Annotated in this window: 16 protein-coding genes; 9 read left to right on the forward strand and 7 right to left on the reverse strand. The window is 39.4% G+C overall.

Annotation, left to right across the window (positions count from 1 at the left end; translation table 11 throughout):
- Nucleotides 1–44: 44 nt before the first annotated feature.
- The 7 genes from BLS02_RS01645 to BLS02_RS01670 all read right to left on the reverse strand — a co-directional run bounded on the left by BLS02_RS01645 (nt 45) and on the right by BLS02_RS01670 (nt 8046).
- Nucleotides 45–1583 carry a solute symporter family protein gene (locus BLS02_RS01645; RefSeq protein WP_092491218.1) on the reverse strand — a complete coding sequence of 513 codons (1539 nt, stop codon included), beginning with the start codon at nt 1581–1583 and terminating at the stop codon, nt 45–47.
- A complete protein-coding gene (locus tag BLS02_RS01650; protein ID WP_092491219.1) occupies nt 1583–1939 on the reverse strand; it encodes a DUF485 domain-containing protein in 357 nt (118 codons plus the stop codon). Before BLS02_RS01650 ends, BLS02_RS01645 begins: the two co-directional genes overlap by 1 nt.
- A 141-nt stretch (nt 1940–2080) precedes the next feature.
- Nucleotides 2081–3532, reverse strand: coding sequence for an acetate--CoA ligase (acsA, locus tag BLS02_RS01655; protein ID WP_439144700.1), 1452 nt, complete (start codon nt 3530–3532; stop codon nt 2081–2083).
- Complete coding sequence (locus BLS02_RS19475) at nt 3513–3806, reverse strand: hypothetical protein (RefSeq protein WP_439144701.1); 294 nt, start codon at nt 3804–3806, stop codon at nt 3513–3515. Before BLS02_RS19475 ends, acsA begins: the two co-directional genes overlap by 20 nt.
- Nucleotides 3807–3986: 180 nt before the next feature.
- Complete coding sequence (locus BLS02_RS01660; RefSeq protein ID WP_092491220.1) at nt 3987–4745, reverse strand: LytR/AlgR family response regulator transcription factor; 759 nt, start codon at nt 4743–4745, stop codon at nt 3987–3989.
- Between the two features lie 20 nt (nt 4746–4765).
- Nucleotides 4766–6505 (reverse strand): LytS/YhcK type 5TM receptor domain-containing protein, encoded by a 1740-nt coding sequence (locus tag BLS02_RS01665; RefSeq protein ID WP_092491221.1) that lies wholly within the window; start codon nt 6503–6505, stop codon nt 4766–4768.
- Entirely contained in the window at nt 6502–8046 is a 1545-nt protein-coding gene (locus BLS02_RS01670) for a solute symporter family protein (protein ID WP_092491222.1), read from the reverse strand. Before BLS02_RS01670 ends, BLS02_RS01665 begins: the two co-directional genes overlap by 4 nt.
- 316 nt (nt 8047–8362) lie before the next feature.
- On the opposite strand from BLS02_RS01670, the gene BLS02_RS01675 reads away from it, so the two are divergent.
- The 9 genes from BLS02_RS01675 (at nt 8363) to BLS02_RS01715 (ending at nt 17601) form a co-directional block, all read left to right on the forward strand.
- Nucleotides 8363–9520, forward strand: coding sequence for a hypothetical protein (locus BLS02_RS01675; protein ID WP_092491223.1), 1158 nt, complete (start codon nt 8363–8365; stop codon nt 9518–9520).
- A 232-nt stretch (nt 9521–9752) separates the two neighbouring features.
- Nucleotides 9753–10073: a nucleoside triphosphate pyrophosphohydrolase gene (locus tag BLS02_RS01680; protein ID WP_092491224.1), complete on the forward strand. Its 321-nt coding sequence runs from the start codon at nt 9753–9755 to the stop codon at nt 10071–10073.
- A gap of 304 nt (nt 10074–10377) precedes the next feature.
- Nucleotides 10378–11418 carry an ABC transporter substrate-binding protein gene (locus BLS02_RS01685; RefSeq protein WP_092491225.1) on the forward strand — a complete coding sequence of 347 codons (1041 nt, stop codon included), beginning with the start codon at nt 10378–10380 and terminating at the stop codon, nt 11416–11418.
- A gap of 70 nt (nt 11419–11488) precedes the next feature.
- Nucleotides 11489–12475, forward strand: coding sequence for an ABC transporter permease (locus BLS02_RS01690; RefSeq protein ID WP_092491226.1), 987 nt, complete (start codon nt 11489–11491; stop codon nt 12473–12475).
- Between the two features lies 1 nt (nt 12476).
- Nucleotides 12477–13271: an ABC transporter ATP-binding protein gene (locus BLS02_RS01695; protein WP_092491227.1), complete on the forward strand. Its 795-nt coding sequence runs from the start codon at nt 12477–12479 to the stop codon at nt 13269–13271.
- A gap of 328 nt (nt 13272–13599) precedes the next feature.
- Nucleotides 13600–14406: an ABC transporter permease gene (locus BLS02_RS01700; protein WP_092491228.1), complete on the forward strand. Its 807-nt coding sequence runs from the start codon at nt 13600–13602 to the stop codon at nt 14404–14406.
- Nucleotides 14407–14439: 33 nt separating this feature from the next.
- The gene (locus BLS02_RS01705) at nt 14440–15237 is read left to right on the forward strand and encodes an ABC transporter ATP-binding protein (protein WP_092492206.1); all 798 of its coding nucleotides are present in this window, start codon (nt 14440–14442) and stop codon (nt 15235–15237) included.
- Between the two features lie 6 nt (nt 15238–15243).
- Nucleotides 15244–16380: an ABC transporter substrate-binding protein gene (locus BLS02_RS01710; RefSeq protein WP_092491229.1), complete on the forward strand. Its 1137-nt coding sequence runs from the start codon at nt 15244–15246 to the stop codon at nt 16378–16380.
- 240 nt (nt 16381–16620) lie between these two features.
- Nucleotides 16621–17601, forward strand: coding sequence for a TIGR00341 family protein (locus BLS02_RS01715; RefSeq protein ID WP_092491230.1), 981 nt, complete (start codon nt 16621–16623; stop codon nt 17599–17601).
- Nucleotides 17602–17808: the final 207 nt, after the last annotated feature.

Consider the following 17808-nt stretch of genomic DNA (forward strand, 5'->3'; position numbering starts at 1 on the left):
ACAAAATGAGCGACCGCCATAATGGCAGTCGCTCAAAGTCTGCTTCAGCTTCCTGTTTCCCGATATCCAGTATTCGCTTTTACTTTAACTTCAGCGTATCTTTTCGCACTGGCGTCTTTAGAGAACAGGGTGCCAAGATAACCCCCAAGAAAGCCTAATGGAACTGAAACAAGTGCAGGGTTAGAAATAGGGAAGATTGGATCCCCGACAAATAATGCTGCACCTTCTATCGGTGAGAAAACACTTGGACTCATAGATACAAGAATTAACGCTGAGAACAAACCGGTTAACATTGCTGTAACAGCACCCGCTGTATTAAACTTCTTCCAGTAAACTGTATAAATAATGACTGGAAGATTTGCACTTGCTGCAATACAAAATGCTAATGACACTAGGAAGGCTACATTTAAGTATTGCGCAAACAATGCGAGAATAATTGCAAGAACAGATACTGCTAAAGAGGCATATCGTGCTGCTCGCATTTGCTGCAGATCAGATGCTTTTCCTTTTTTAATAATCTGACCATATAAATCATGCGCAAATGCCGATGCACCTGATAGGACCAGACCGGCAACTACTGCTAGAATGGTAGCAAAGGCAACTGCCGATATGAACGCGAATAGAATTTCCCCGCCTAATGCTTCGGCGAGTAATGGTGCTGCCATGTTTCCGCCAGGGTTCGCCGCAAGAATATTTGCTTCACCAACAAAAGCTGCCGCTCCAAACCCAAGAAATAAAGTCAGCACATAAAATATACCAATCACCCATGTTGCTGTAATCACAGAACTTCGAGCAGTTTTAGCATCCTTAACTGTGAAGAAACGCATTAGTATATGTGGCAAACCAGCTGTTCCAAGTACTAATGCAATCATTAGGGAAATGGTTCCCAATGGATTCGTATACTTTAGACCCGGCTTCAGATAATCTGCTCCATTACTAGTAACAGTTTTAACATCATTGAACATATCTACTATGTTAAAGTTAAACTTCAATAAAACAAGGAACGAAATAATAACCATACCAGCCATAAGCAGAACGGCCTTTACGATTTGAACCCAACTGGTTGCGATCATTCCTCCAAACAATACATAAATCGTCATCATTACACCAACAATCAGAACCGCTATCCAATAGGGGATGTCAAATAACAGCTGGATAAGTGCTCCTGCACCGACAAGCTGTGCAATCATATAAAAGATTGAGATTGTTATCGTGTTAAGTGCAGCAGCGCCCCTGACTTTCTTCTCATCGAACCGGGCCTTAAGCATATCTGCAAGTGTATATTTTCCAAGATTCCGAAGCGGCTCTGCCACTAAAAACAGGACAACCAAATAGGCAATAAGGAAACCGATACTATAAAAGAACCCGTCAAAGCCATATAATGCAATTGCGCCGGCAATCCCAAGGAAGGAGGCGGCCGATAAATAGTCTCCTGCTATTGCAACCCCGTTTTGCCACCCCTTCAAGCCACCACCAGCTGTGTAAAAATCAGTAGTTGACTGGGTTTGTTTTGCGGCAAAATACGTAATAATCAGTGTTAGTATGACAATAGCAAGAAAAAGAATTACGACAGTTGCATTCATCAGCTATTACCTCCTTTGTTGTTAATCTGTTCGTCAATGATTTCATCTGTCTGCCTGTCAAAGGATGCTGCCTTTTTAACATATAAAGTACATAGAACCCATGTCATAACAAATTGCGCAAAGGCAAATAGCCAAACCCATGAAATATCACCGATTGCTGGTGTATTCAGGAAAGTCGTATAGGACGTTAGAATGGGAAGCATAAAATAAAAGACGAGAAAAAATATAGTTAAGGGAACAATGAACTTTTTTCTGTCGTTCATTAGCCTTTGAAACTTCTCACTCTGCTCTATTTTCACAAAATCGATCTTGTCATCTGTCTGTTCCTCTGTCTTATAATCGTTCACATTACTCATAATCACCCTCCTCGTTTGTTAGAGATAGAGGTTTTTATCTAACCTTAGAAACCTCTCTTTCTCTTAGCAGTTAACATCCGTTCTTACTGCAAAGTGCAACTAAAGCATTCACCATTAACGAATGCCAAGTCTTCTAAGAATCTATTCTTCCATTGTTGACAGATCACCAGTTGGAAGATCAAGATCCCAAGCCTTTAGAACACGACGCATAATTTTTCCGCTTCGGGTTTTTGGTAAAAAGTCGCGAATTTCAATTTCCCTTGGAGCTGCATGAGCTGCTAATCCCTTTTTAACGAACAAACGAAGCTCTTCTTGTAATTCTTCGCTTTCTGTGTAGCCGTCTTTAAGTGCGACAAACGCTTTTATAAGTTCACCGCGAACTGGATCAGGTTTGCCGATTACGGCTGCTTCTGCAACTGAAGGATGTTCGACAAGCTTGCTTTCAACCTCGAATGGTCCTACTCTCTCACCTGAAGTTTGAATAACGTCATCATCACGTCCCTCGAACCAGAAGTAGCCATCTTCGTCTTTGGAAGCAAGGTCACCTGATTCAAAAAAACCTTTGACAGGGAAGTACTTATTGAAGCGTTCTTCATTCTTCCAAACGTTTCGCAGCATAGATGGCCAGCCTGATTTGACAGATAATTTCCCCATTTGCCCTGGAGGAAGTTCATTCCCTTCATTATCTAAAATGGCCGCATGTATGCCTGGAAATGGTTTCCCCATAGAGCCTGGTTTCATGGGCATGGATGGGTAATTAGCAATAATAATACCGCCCGTTTCTGTCATCCACCAGTGGTCATGAATGCGCAGGTTATAAACCTTCGTTCCCCAATGGATAACTTCTGCATTTAATGGCTCTCCCACACTTAATACATGACGTAATGAGTCTAAATCAAAATCTTTTGTTGCATCATCACCAATAGCCATAAGCTTCCGAAATGCTGTTGGTGCGCTTAACCATACCGTCACTTTATATTTCTCGATGGTTCCATACCAATTTTCAGGGCTAAAACGACCACCGCGAATGAGATTAGAGGTGCCATTCAACCATGGTCCGAAAATGCCATAAGAGGTACCTGTCACCCATCCAGGGTCAGCTGTACACCAGTAGATATCATCTTCCTTGAGATCTAATATCCATTTTGCAGTCTGATATTGTTGGAGCATTGCATTGTGGACGTGCAGGATACCTTTTGGTTTGCCGGTTGAACCTGACGTGTAATGGAGAATCATACCGTCTTCACGATCAACCCATTCGATATCAAGATCCGATGAAGCCTTACTCATTTCTAGTTCATAGCGGTGAAATGTAGTGTCTTTATCCACATCAGGAGCATCACGTTCATCGGCCAGAATAATATGTTTTAGATGTGGAAGTTCTTTGTATGGGACACGTGGCAGTAAATCAGATGTCGTAATTAGAACGGATGCATCACTATTTTCAAGGCGGTCTCGAACTGCCTGTTCCATAAAAGCTTCAAATAAAGGTCCGACAATAGCTCCGATTTTTAATGTTCCTATTAAACTTATATAAAGCTCGGGTGATCTTGGCATAAATAAAAAAACACGTTCACCCTTTTTCAATTCCAATGTTACGTAATACATTTCCAAATTGATTAGACAGGAATTTCATGTCCTGAAACGTATATTTTTCATCACGATCATCGTCACTGTAATAAAGTGCCACTTTATTCTTTCGCCACGTTTCTGCGTGACGGTCAATCGTCTCATATGCCATGTTCACTTTCCCTGTTTTATGCCATGAAAAGTCCTTTTCAACTTCTTTCCATGAAAAATTAGCACGCGCTTCATCATAATTAGGCATATTAGCTTGCCCCTTTAACGGAGCGAGTGTATTACTCACCTCAAATTCCTCCTCCTATTAATAATTGTAGCCTGCTATCTGAATAGCTGACATGGATCACCTCCACATTCACTTGAAAGCGCTTACTAGATAGTATAAATGAATGGTGTTTGTAAGAGAGGGAAATTGGGCCAATTGCAATGAATTATGTCTGAATAGTCTAAATTAAATCATAAATGGTTAATGTTTAAATACGTCAAGAAGTATCTTTCTTGCAGAACGACTAACCGGTAATGATGTGCCATGTTTATCGTTAAGGGTTACATTACTCGATCCGTTAAACCATGGTGTGATTTCCCGAACAAAATTCAAATTTACTAAATAGCTTCGATGTGTCCGGAAGAAAGATAGTCCGTGCAATTTTTCCTCCAATTCCTGTAGTGTCATTCGACTTTCGATCACTTCATCCTTTGTATGGATCTCAAGCATACGTTTGAATGGAACTGCGTAATAGATGGAATCTGGAGACAAAACAACCATTCGTTCCCCATCATCAACGAGTAATTTTGATGCAGGGGACTGGACATCAAACTGGAAGGGCTTGTTTTCTTTCATATCCATCTGCGCTATTTGTTTTCGGATCCGCTTCATCGTCTTTTGAAAACGTGTATCATCATAAGGCTTTAACAAATAGTCGACAGCGTCAATTTCAAACGCATCAATGGCATATTCGTCATATGCGGTTGTAAAGACGAATAATGGCGGTTGAATATAGGAAAGCTCTTTGATTCGCTTCGCTGCCTCAACACCAGCAATACCCGGCATCTGAACATCAAGGAAAATAACGTCAGGTTCATGTTCCACGTATAGATCTATTAATTGTTGGCCATTCTCAGCACTTGGGTGGGTAATGACATCTTGTTCTTTTTTCAGCAAGTCGATTAATTCTTCACGGGTAAATTGTTCATCCTCTGCAATCATGGCGTGAATATTTTTCATAAAAATACCTCCTCGTACCATTAATCTTTATACGGAATGTTAAAATACACTTCACTTCCACTGGAAGGCAGGTTGCGTATATGTAAGCGTGCAGTGTCTCCCAGTAAATGGATTAAACGCTGATTAACGTTATACAAACCTGCGCCTCCTTCTTTGTCAGATTCAAATAATTTATCTCCCGCCTGGTTTAAAATATCCGGTGGGAAGCCACAGCCATTGTCACTCACTGATACTTGAATGAAGGTGTCCAACTTTTGAATTGTTACATTAACTACGCCGCCAGTTGTAGCATCTTTCAAGCCATGCTGGACACTGTTTTCTACAAGTGGTTGAATTGTTGATGGTGGTATAAATACTTCTGAAATACCATCTGGTTCTGAAAAAAAGATCTGCAGCTGACTGGAAAAACGAGTCTGGGCAATTTCAATATATGCTTTCACATGCTGGCATTCTTTTTCCAAATGGATGAGTGACGAAGAAACTAGCCCGATATTAAAGCGCATATAGTGGGCTAGGTTAACCGTAATATTGCGTGCCTTTTCCGGGTCTTTTCGAAACAATGCAGCAATCAAGTGCAGTGTATTAAATAAAAAGTGCGGATTAATTTGCGCTTGAAGATTTCTCAGTTCTGCGTCACGTATATGTGTTTTCATCTTTTCAGTTGCAATTGTATTCAGTTGATTGGATATTAACTGTCCAAGTCCTTGTGCTAGCATTAATTCCACTGGACGAATGTGTTGTGCTTTACGAAAGTAAAATTTGATTAGTCCAGTTGCATCATTTGCATCCATAACAGGGATTATTATGGCAGCCTCAAGGGGACAATTGATATGTTTGCACTGAATTTCTGTACGTGAATGGGCAATCTGCATCTGTTTTGAATAAATTGCCTGATGGGATAAGGCGGTAATAATCTGATCTCCCTCGCGATGGTGATCTTCTCCTAGACCCCTGTGAGCAAGAACTTCCTTTTCATTCGTTACGGAAACAGCAGCTAATTTTAACCTATCATAGAGTAAATTGGCTATTCCCGATGCCATATCACGTGATGAATCTTTTTTTAAAAAAGGAAGAGCTTCCTCAGCGATTGTTAAGGCTTGTTTGGTAGCCAGTGCAGCCTCATTTTCTTGCTCACGCAGTACAATGCTGATCATAGCTGTAAAAATCGCAATAGCAATACTATTTGATAAGACAAGCGGCAGTCCAATCGTATTGACAAGTGAGATGATGTTATCTGAATGCGGTTCAAAAATAAGCAGCAACTGCATCTGCAGAACTGGAGGAAATACACCGATAAACAATGCTTTCCATGGGGAGATTACCCGTTCATTTGAAAAGAATTGGGCAGTTAATCCTGCTAATAATCCTGTCAGTGGATTGACCAGACTGTTTGCCAGAACACCGATACCACCAAGGTAAAAGAGATGCGCTCCAGCAATCAATCCTGCCCCCAACCCAACTACAGGTCCACCTAATAATCCGGCAATGACAATGGCAACCAGACTGGAACTGACAGCCATTTGGTCATCCTCGACAAACCAGACAAACTCACGATTAACAACAGAATCTCCTTCAATGACTATCCCTGTTATTGTTGCGGCAATTCCAAAAAGGCCAAACATACAAGCATGTACAAATGACATCCTTTTCGAGTATTCACGATAAAGCAATGACTTGAATCCTGGGATACGTGTAAGCACAAACGCGAACACCAGCAATAACCCAAGACGTTCAAATAAAATAATCGTCAAGTATTTCACTGGATATCCTCCTTCGTATCAATGCCGGTCTGTGCTTTTATAAAGAAGCGTCTGAAGTCAGAATTACTAGACTTTGGCCCATTTGAAAATATCGAGCCAAGATACGCACCTAAAAAACCGATTGGAATGGCAATGATACCTGGGTTATGTAATGGAAAAAAAGGCTCTCTCGCAATCCAGCCCCCATCCGGATTCATAATATGCGGACCGAAAATTAGCAGCGTCAGTGAGGCAGTTAATCCACACATCATTCCGATAATTGCTCCTGTTTGGGTAAAACGCTTCCAATAGATTGTAAACAAAAGAACAGGTAAATTACTAGAAGCTGCGACAATAAACGTCAAGGAGACAAGGAATGTAACGTTAATATTCCGCAGTCCAAGCGCAAATAAAGTAGAAATGAGTCCAACGACAAATGCGGTCCATTGTGCTGCACGTATCTGCTGTTTCTCGGTTGTTTGTCCTTTTTTAATAATATGGTAATAGATATCATAGGAAAAAGCAGTTGTAGCAGATATCACCAAACCAGCTACGACTGCAACAATAGTCGTAAATGAAATCGCCGCAATAAAGGCCATCAGGAAGTCTCCTCCCAACTCATTTGCCAATAATGGTGCAGCCAAATTCCCAGTCGGGTCATGTGCAATTAATTCCTGGTATCCGATAAGTGCAACTGTACCAAGTCCAAGAACAAGTGTAATAATATAAAAAATCCCGATAATCCAGCTCGCCGTCAACAGTGATCTGCGCACCTCTAATGTATTTCGGACGGTAAGAAAGCGGATTAAGATATGCGGAAGACCAGCTGTTCCAAGAACTAAAGCCAAGTGAAGCGATAGTGTTTCCAGGGGGCTTCCAAACAAATTACCAGGCATGAAGAACTGGTCCCCCAATGGCGTTCCCAAATTTACCTGTGAAATCAGCTCAGCTATACTCCAATCAAAGTGCGAAAATACGATTAATGAGAGCAGGAAAGTGCCAGACAGAAGCACGACCGTTTTAACGATCTGTACCCATGACGTTGCAAACATTCCCCCAAATACCACATAAATTGTCATTAGACTTCCAATTATTAGTACGGAAGTTGAATAGTCAATATCAAGAAGTAAACGTATTAAAAGACCAGCCGCTACCAATTGCGGAATCATGTACAAAATAGAAATGATAAATGCTCCAATTGCCATCATCCAGCGCATCTTATAACTCGGAAAACGTGAACAAATTACATCACCAAGTGAATAAGTCCCCAAACGATGAATAGGTTCCGCAATGAAAAATAATACAATTAAATAAGAAACTAAAAAACCAATTGCATACAGGAACCCATCAAATCCATTAATTGCTACCGTGCCGACAATTCCAAGAAAGGATGCAGCGCTAATGTAATCTCCAGCAATGGCCATGCCATTTTGTACACCCGTTAAACTCCCAGCTGCAATGTAAAATTGATTTGTTGTCTTGCTTTGCTTTGCCGCCCAGTAAGTAATAATCAACGTACAAACAATAATACATAAGAAAAACAGGAAATATGTAATGTTCACTACTCCACCTTCTTCGTTTAGCAATCTCTATCAGGTTACTGTATATTAATCTAAATAATTTAAATTTAACAAATTTTAACCTGTTATAAATAGTACTTTAATTGACTTTATAAGTAAAGATTGGTTGAGGTTTGATACTGAATCTAGTAAACAAGTACCATTTAAGTCAGATATACAAGTTAGAATGCTATTTATACTTTCCTGCTTCACCAAGTGCAAATCACAACCCTGATAAACCAAATTTTAATGTTTGTGCGACTAAAAAACGGGTATTATAAGGAAATAGTTGTAATCTGCAGAGGGGAGGATCTTTGATTTGAAGAAAATGACCGTAGGAATAATTCCAGCCCCTGAATTACCAGAATCAATCGCTTATAAATTAGTGGACAAATTGCCAGATGCATTCTCCGGTAATATTGATAAAAACCTCTCGTGGGAGGTTGAAATAATTCGTGATCCACTTACAGGAGCTGCAGAAAAAGTGGACGAGATCATTAATAGAGCAACTGATTTAAAACAGGAACATAACTGGGATTATGCAGTATGCCTGACAGATCTTCCTATCTTTTCAGGGAAAGATGTCGTATTAGGTGATGTTAATGATAAAGAAGGGGTAGCGCAAATTTCTATACCAGCGTTCGGAATTTTGCCTGTAGGAAAACGAGTGGAAAAAGCAATCATTCAAATGGTTAGTGAATTATATTATCGAGTAAACGGACATGGCAAGGCTTTAAATAAGGATTTAGATAGTGCTGCCTTAAATAATTTGCGTTTATTGAGAAGTGACTCCGCTTTTTCTCCAATTCGCAAAATTAATCCTCCTGATAAGATAGAAAAAGCCGATGTACGTTTTATTGTCGTACCGCGAGTTAATGGACGGCAAAGACTACTTTTTGGTATGGCCCATGCAAACAGACCATGGTCAATTATTCCTGCATTTAAACGTGTAGTTGCTATCGCATTCGCAACCGGTGCTTACGGCCTAGTATTTCCTTCCCTTTGGAAACTTAGTGTCGCTTACGGGCCCACACGTTTTGTTGTGTTGATGCTAGCAGCCATGCTGGGCATGATTATTTGGATTATTTTTGCTCATAATTTGTGGGAGAAGCCTACTAAGAAAAGTCACAGGAAACTAAGACTGCTATATAACACTGCTACAGTAATAACTCTGGGAATTGCTGTATTGGTTTACTATACAATGCTCTATATTTTGTTTTTGATTGCAGTAGCCTTTTTTGTCCCACCAGAAGTATTTACCGAGACAGTAGGACTTGAGGGAGAAGTCGGTTTTAAATACTATTTCCATTTAACATGGCTTGTTACTTCTGTTGCTACTGTAGTAGGCGCAATCGGGTCAGGACTTGAAAGTGATAAAGTTGTGCGAAATATTATGTACGGCTATCGCCAGCAGCAACGTTATAAGGAAATGGAGCATTACGATAATTTTTTAAAGGATGAGGAAGATTATAAGTGATATAGGAGGCTGGATGCTATAGTGGCGTTTAGTCTTTTGGCACTTGAGAAAACATAAATAATCTCTTACTGCATAAACAGTGCAACCTAAGGCTTGGCAATAAACCAATTTTTCTAATATGATAGATACTTATATCGCATTAAATCAAGTGAAAATAATAAAAAGGGAAAATAACCCTCTTTTTCACTTATCGAAAATTGAATTGAATAAAAAAACGAAATGAGAGTGCCAAATGCCAACATACAACAAGCTAATACGAGATAAAATACCGGGAATCATTGCAATGACGGGGAAGAAGGCAAATACTGCAACGCTTTCTGATGAAGATTATATAAAAGAACTTAGAAAGAAGACCAAGGAGGAACTGCAGGAATATTTAGCTGCTGATAATGACTCAGATGCTTTAGATGAGCTAGCTGACTTGCTTGAATTAATGCATACACTAGCAAATGTGCATGAAAGCTCTATGGAAGAGGTTGAGAAGATTCGCGAGAAAAAAGCCGAACAACGCGGTGGATTTAATGATAGAGTCTTCCTGATCGATGTAGAGTAAAGGTATTAATCTAGGTGATAGATTAAAAAGATGTGAACTTAAAGCACAATATAAGAGTACTAAGTATATATATATAAATGAATCCTTTCTGAACACAAGGAAGGGTTCATTTTTTTATTAATCAATAAGCTGTCGCGAATAAATATTCATATAAAGTACTAATAAAATCACTAAAAAGCCCTGAAAGTTTTATATTTATGAAAATTAATGTATAAAAACAATGTTATCAATTTTGTTCTGTGATATAATATGGCATAAATCTTTTGAAAGTTTCTAAAAAACGGAGAATACAGGGGGTAAATAAATGAAGAAAAATTGGCTGGCTTTTCTAATTATAGCTTTGATTAGCTTACTATCATTGGTGGCTTGTGGAACCAGTGAAGATGCTGAAGGAGAGCAGACTTCAGGGTCAGGGGATGGAACTGATCAAGATGCTAATCCAGGAGAGGATAAACAATCCTTTACGATAGGGGCAACTCAAATTGTTGAACATCCATCGCTGGATGCTGCTTATGATGGGTTTAAACAAGCGGTTGAGGAAGCGGGTCTGGATGTAGAGTTTGATCTTCAGAACGCACAGAATGATCAAAACAATGCAAGTCTTATAGCACAGAACTTTGTGGCAGATAATGTTGATTTAATATTTGCCAATTCGACACCGAGTGCCCAAAGTGCATTGCAGGTGACACAGGACATTCCGATTATTTTTACATCTGTTACGGATGCAGTGGGAGCTGGTCTAGTAGACGGGATGGATCAACCGGGAGAAAATATTACGGGAGTACTCGACCTTCATCCGGATGCGATTAAGAATACGGTAAACTTTATCGATACGTACTTTGAGGGTTCGAAGGTTGGGCTTATTTATAATTCTGGTGAGCAAAACTCTGTATCACAGATAGAAGCTGTGAAGGCAGAAGTTGAAGGCACAAGTTTAAGTGTAGCTGAGCGTACTGTTTCAACATCTGCTGAGGTACAACAAGCAGCGACAACACTTGTAGGTGAAGTAGATGTTATGTATATTATTACGGATAACACTGTTGTATCGGCATTAGATAGTGTCGTTGGTGTAGCAAATGATCAGGATATTCCATTGATTGTTGGTGAACCAAACTCACTCAAAAAAGGTGGTTTTGCCACATACGGAATCGATTATCATACAATTGGTACTCGTGCAGGTGAAATGGCTGTAGAAGTGTTAACAGGCGAAAAGACAACTGCGGATATTCCGGTAGAATACCCAGCAGAAATGCAATTGTTTATTAATAAAGGAGCAGCAGAGGAACAAGGCATTGAGTGGAACGAAGAATGGGATGAAAAAGCTCAGTTCGTTGAGCCTGAATAAAGAGATAGGAATTTGGTCCCTTTCTTAGAGGGGCCAATTGTATCCTTTGCTGTAGAGAGGAGGACATCTTGTGTTTATATCAATGTTTGGAGCAGTTGAATCAGGAATTATATATGCGATAATGGCGCTTGGTGTGTACTTATCCTTTCGTATCTTAGATTTCCCTGATTTAACAGTGGATGGAAGTTTTGTAACAGGCGGTGCTGTCGCTGCCATTTCTATTATAAATGGAACAGATCCTGTAACAGCCACAATTTTGGGTACAATAGCCGGATTTGTAGCAGGCAGTATAACAGGTGTTCTTCATACAAAGGGAAAAATAAACCCATTATTATCAGGTATTATCATGATGATTGCACTTTATTCTATTAATCTACGGATAATGGGTCGGCCGAATTTATCCCTCCTTAATGAATCAACACTTTTTACGCAAGTGGAAGGATTTTGGAAAGGAACAGGTTTTGATCAAGCGCTCAATGGCATGTTAAAGACGCTAGGCTCAGCTCAAGTACCCAGTACATGGGCTATTCTTATTTTTATGATATTTGTTAGCATTTTCATCAAGCTATTGACCGATTATTTTCTTAAAACTGAGGTAGGACTTGCAATTAGAGCTACTGGAGATAATCAAAAAATGATACGAAGTTTATCGGCTAACACGGATACATTAATTATTCTGGGTCTTGGTGTTTCTAACGCCTTTGTTGCCTTATCTGGAGCTTTAGTTGCCCAGTATGGCGGATTTGCCGATGTTGGGCTTGGAATTGGGATGATTATTACTGGTCTTGCTTCGGTGATTATTGGGGAAGCCCTGTTTGGAAAACGGACAATCGCCATTACCACGATTGCCGTAATCGGTGGAGCGATTATTTACCGTATTGTGGTAACCCTTGCTTTACGTGTTGAGTTTTTAGAAACGGGTGATATGAAATTAATTACCGCATTACTTGTTGTAGCGGCCTTAATTACCCCGAAAATAATTAAATCACATAAAGAAAAAAAGCGGCGTCAGCAAAAGCGAAAAGAACTGAACAGTACTGTGGCAGAGGGGGGTTAACATGTTAGATCTTAGTGATATTTCAATAACGTTTAATGAAAATACACCCGATGAGAAAAAGGCACTGCAACAGGTGAACTTAACGATGGAAAAAGGCGAATTTGTTACTGTCATTGGCAGTAATGGAGCTGGAAAGTCGACCTTGATGAATGTAATTTCTGGAACACTTATTCCTGATGTAGGGTTTGTTCATGTAGATGAAAAAAATGTTACAAGCTTGCCAGAATACAAGCGGTCAAAGTATATTGGAAGGGTTTTTCAGGATCCGATGGCAGGTACAGCCCCAACCATGACAATTGAAGAGAACTTAGCCATGGCCTATGCACGCGATAAAAAACGAAAGCTGCGAATTGGGGTAACAAAAAAGCGAAAAGAATTGTTTCGGGACTACTTGAAAACATTGAATCTCGGCTTAGAAGATCGTTTATCAGCTAAGGTAGGCTTGCTTTCTGGGGGAGAACGGCAGGCATTATCATTGTTGATGGCTACGTTTACCGAACCAAATATATTACTATTAGATGAGCATACTGCTGCACTTGATCCCTCTCGTGGGGAGTTAATTAAAAATCTAACAAAAGATGTAGTGGATAAGTTCGATTTAACTACAATAATGGTTACCCATAACATGCAACAGGCCTTAGACTTAGGGAATCGTTTGATTATGATGGATAAGGGACAAATTATTTTAGATGTAAAAGGCGAAGAAAAACAGAAACTAACAATCGAAAAATTATTGCATGAATTCCAACGAATTAGAGGTCAACAATTTGAAAATGATCGTGCAATCTTAGGATAAGCCAAAGAGGTGGTTCAATTGCTCGCGAAAAATGCGGGCTGTTGAATCACCTTATTTTGTTTAAAGCATAGTCATTAAGCTCCTGACGGCACGTTGGGCTTCCTGTATCATGACTTACGTTATATTCCACATTTTGAAGTTCTTCACCTGATCTTGGTAAATATTATATTTTGCCATCTGTATTTGTCACCTCGCATTTTTGGTTTTCCCACAATCAAGTTATGAAGAAGAACGCTATGTAGAATGGGTTCTAAGCAAAATGGCTTGTATAATTCATCACCACTTTCTGGGCGGATGCATAGCATAGTGCATGAGAGGTGGTGAGGATATGGGGAACAGTCAATCTGCTGTTCAGCTAGAACGTAATGAATGGCAAAAAAGACAACGTAATCAAAGGTTGAAGAGTTTGTTAACAATCTCATCTCCTATTTTCATTTTGGTTTTATGGGAAATCTTATCAAGAACAAGTGTCATAGACCCGCGCTTTTTCCCTCCACCTTCTGTAATAATCAAGACGTTAATTACGATGGGAACAAGCGGCGAGTTATTTATCCACATTAAAATTAGTTTATATCGTATCTTTTCGGGTTTTGTGCTTGGAGTAATCCCAGCGATAGCTCTTGGGCTATTAATGGGAATGTATTCACCGATACGGCATTTTTTCTCACCGTTAGTTATGGCATTAATGCCAATTCCAACATTAGCGATGTTACCGATTATTCTCATTATTTTTGGAATTGGTGAGTTTTCCAAGATGTTGATCATTGCAATCAGTGTTTTCTTTCCTGTTGTCATTAACACAGCTGCAGGGGTAACAAATATTGACAGGATTTATATTGATGTTGCTAGGAATTATGGGGCAAGTGCTAAGGATTTCTTCTTTAAAATTGCACTACCTGGCTCCTTGCCTGTTATGCTGGAAGGAATTCAAATGGGGCAGGCGATTGCCTTGTTAACGATTGTGGCTGCTGAAATGGTTGCAGCAAACAGCGGGATCGGTTATCTAATTTGGGTAAATTATAAGGCCTTTTTATTAACCGAAATGTATGTAGGTCTTGTGCTCATTTCCTTCTTTGGCTACTTCTTCTCCTTACTTCTAAGAGGACTGCAAAGTAAATTGATTCCGTGGAGATAGCCAAATTAAATCATAAGGAGGGTCAATTTGACAATGGCACAGCCGAGTAAAATAACAATTAATCAGTTAACAAAAGTATTTTATAAACGAAATGAAAGTGTAACAGCATTAAAGGATATATCACTTAATATTGAGGACGGTGAATTTGTTTGTTTACTTGGACCAAGTGGGTGTGGAAAAACGACACTATTAAGAATGTTAGCTGGCTTAGAAAAACCAAGTACAGGAACATTTGAAATTCATCAGTCAGATGATGCTAAACCTCTGCAATCAATGGTATTTCAGGAACGTGGTGTAATTCCGTGGCAGACAGTTGAAGAAAATGTTGCCTTTGGATTAAAGATGCGTCACCTTCCGAAGAAAATAGTGAAAGAGAAAACAGATTACTATTTAGATAAGGTTGGATTAAAGCAGTTTGCAAAGCTGTTTCCAAAAGAATTATCTGGAGGAATGAAGCAGCGGGTAAGCATTGCCCGAGCCTTTGCCAACGATCCGGAAATACTATTGATGGATGAACCGTTCGCGGCATTGGATGAACAAAATAAATTTATTCTTCAAGAAGAATTGCTCGCCATCTGGGCAGAAACAAAGAAAACTGTATTATTCATTACACATAGCATTGATGAGGCATTGTTGTTAGGTGACAAAGTATTATTGATGAGTGCGCAGCCAGGCAAAATCTTGAGCGAGAAGAAAATTGATTTACCACGTCCAAGGACGATTGAGGATGTCCGGTCAAACCCGGAAATGGCAGAGCAGTTCGTTGATATATGGAAGCATCTACAAAGAGAAGTACAAAATGATCGTAAAACCAAAGAACAGAAAGGTTGATTAATCATGAGGGGAAAATGGTTAAAGTTAATTGGTGTCTTTTTCATAATTGTAACGCTTGCCTTAGCAGGTTGTGCTAATTCAGAGACTAAACCTAAAGACGACACACAAGATGACCAAAATACAGATCCAGGAAAAGAGAAGGATCAGGATAGCACTACTGAAGACTCTAGTTCGGAAGGGCCACTTGATCCACTTGCAGAACCTGTTACTGTAACAATTGCTGAGGATGGTTCCGCATCTGGCGCAGGATTTTATATTGCCAAGGAAAGAGGCTATTTTGAGGAATACAACATAAACGTTGAATTCGTTAAATTTGGTAATAGTGATGAAATGCTGCCAGCTCTAGCTGCTGGAAAGATTGATGTGGCAGGAGGTATATCTTCAGCATCATTTTTTAACTCCATTGCCCAAGGTATTGACGTTCGCATGATAGCTGATAAAGGTCATAACGTTATGGGTAATTCTTATTTTACCTTTGTTCTACGAAAGGATCTGCAGGATGAAATTAAAGATTATAAGGACTTAAAAGGAAAACGCATAGCTGTTTCCACAAAAAACGCAGTTGATGATTATATATTTGAGCGGATGTTAGAGCATGCTGGGTTAACGAGGGATGATGTGGAGTTTACCTTAATGTCCGACTTTGGAAATATGATGTCTGCGATTGGAAATAATCAAATCGCTGCAGCGCTGCAAATAGAGCCCTTGATAACACAAGGAATTGAACAGGACTTACACGTTAAGTTTGGGGATGTGACTGACTTTGCTCCAAAGGCTCAAATCGCAATGGTCTTAGGTTCACCAGAGTTTCTTAATGAACGTCGAGAAGTAGCTTTACGATTTATGGCAGGCTACTTAAAAGGTGTTCGTGATTATAATGATGTGTTTGTCAAAGATGAAGGTGAAAAGGAAGAGATTATTAACATTATGACGGAACACACAGCACTTAAGGATCCAGCCATATGGAATAAGGTTGCCGTTACAGGCTTGAATCCAGATGGTCGTATGTTCACCGAAGATATCAAGAAACAATACAATATGTATAAAGAAAATGGTGCTATTAAAGGGGAAGTAGACTTTGATAAGGCTGTAGATCCGTCATTAGTCGAGGATGTATTAGATATAATAGGCGAGTATTAAATTTATGGCCCTTCTTAAATATAAGAAGGGTTTTTTTTAGTATTTAAGAACACTTTAATGATAATCCAAGTTTTCAAAGCCAAAAATGAAAAATTGTGTTTTTCGTCATGAAGAAGCACGAAAGGGGTAACAATAAGGCGTAGGATCTTTCTTAGCAGTTAAGATAAGTGTAACTAAGGCTGTCGCATTAAGATATGGCGATATGCCAAGTTTTCTAAGCAAATAGGAGACGAATTAACGATGAAATTACAATTGCTCGAAATTTACGCGCCACCGGATTTTTTAGATATTGAAGATATTGAGAATAATTTCTCTGTTGTATCGTATTGGGTTTCTGAAAAATTTACAGATCAGAAGCTGACTCGGATTCTTGTGGAAACAAATGATGTTGAACAAATTCTTAATTATTTGGAGAAGATACCTAACGAGAGCGATGCTTATCAAGTTATGTTGCTGCCTGTTCAAACGTATCTTCCCAGGGAAAAAAAGGAACCTAAGGATGAAGAAAAAGATTTACAGCGAGCAAGCCGTCACGAATTATTCACGACAATTACTGAAGCAAGCCATATGAGTGTCAGCTATATGTGGTTTATCGTTTTCTCTGCATTTGTTGCGACGGTGGGTGTTATAAAGAGCAGTCCTGCTGTTGTGATCGGTGCTATGGTAATTGCTCCGATCATTGGTCCTGTTACTGCTGGTTCATTTGCTTCTGTACTAGGCGATTTTAAGTTACTGCGTCGGTCTATACTGACATCGTTATTTGGATTAGGAGTTCCTGTATTAGTTGCTAGTGTATTTAGTTTTCTTTTCAATGCGCCTGTAAATAGTGATGAGTTTCTATCTAGAACAGTCATTCAGATCATTGATGTCATTGCTGCCCTAGCTTCTGGCGCTGCAGGAGCGCTTTCTTTTATTAAAAGGAATGAGGGTGCTCTTGTGGGTGTTATGGTTTCAGTTGCATTAGTGCCACCTGCTGTAGTGCTGGGTATGAACCTTGGCGCGGCTAGATGGGAGGAGGCTATTGTTCCTTTTATTCTATTATTGGTCAATGTTAATTCTATAATGCTCTCAGCAGTTATCGTCTTTTGGCTAAGCGGTATTAAACCAAACAATTGGCAGGATCTGCAGAAGGCAAATATTTCCCGTAAACTTTCTCTCTTATTCGTTTCAATTATCGCTTTGGTTCTTATTACTGCTATTATCTTTATAAACTTCGTCTAGAAAAGAGTTGTTTAGGCTGGTTAATACCGCATTGTAAATATACTCGCTAATCCGCCGAGCAAGCTGAAAAACTCCTTAGCTTGCACCTCGCTACCGGGGTCTTTCATGTTTCCGCTGCTTTAGGTTAAGTTTAAGAATTAAGCTGTAGATTTATACATAAACAGGCACTATGTTACCGCCTTTTTAATACTTATAAAAGTAGGTGTT

Origin of the sequence: Virgibacillus salinus, assembly GCF_900102415.1 — a bacterium.
GTDB lineage: Bacteria > Bacillota > Bacilli > Bacillales > Amphibacillaceae > Lentibacillus > Lentibacillus subterraneus.